Raw genomic sequence first — 554 nt, 5'->3', positions numbered from 1 at the left:
GTGTGGGACCGCATTCTGGAGGCGGTCTCAGCTGCTTACGACGGCGATCTCATCATGATCGACTCTTCCTGCGTTCGTGTCCATCAGCATGGCGCGACGGGTAAAAAGGGGATCGAGATGGTGGCATGGGACGTTCCCGCGGCGGCCTGACGACGAAGATCCATGCCCTGGTCGATGCCGAAGGCCGCCCGATCCGCATTGCTCTCACACCGGGCCAGGCGCATGACGGCACCGCAGCCGAGGAACTGTTGGCCAGCCTGACGCCGGGCGCAACCCTGCTGGCCGACAAGGCTTACGACAGCAATGCTATTCGACAGCAGGTCCAGGAGCAGGATGTCTGGGCCAACATCCCGCCCAAGAGCAATCGCAAGGGCTCGTTTGTCTTCAGCGCCTTTGTGTATCGCTACAGAAACCTCGTGGAGCGTTTCTTCAACAAGCTTAAACAGTTCCGCGGCATTGCCACCCGCTACGACAAAAACCCAGACAACTTCCTGGCCGCCATCAAGCTGGTGTCAGCCCGCATTTGGATCCGCAGTTATGAGTCCACGACCTAG

The 554-nt window shown here is 59.7% G+C and carries 1 pseudogene; it reads left to right on the top strand.

From position 1 onward, the window contains the following. Positions 1–554 (top strand): annotated as a pseudogene (locus tag JKL46_RS35120) (IS5 family transposase); the annotation flags it as partial.

It is taken from the genome of Microvirga zambiensis WSM3693 (assembly GCF_016735695.1).
GTDB lineage: Bacteria > Pseudomonadota > Alphaproteobacteria > Rhizobiales > Beijerinckiaceae > Microvirga > Microvirga zambiensis.
Note: the sequence above shows the minus strand (reverse complement) of the source record. Positions and strands in the feature narration are given on the sequence as shown.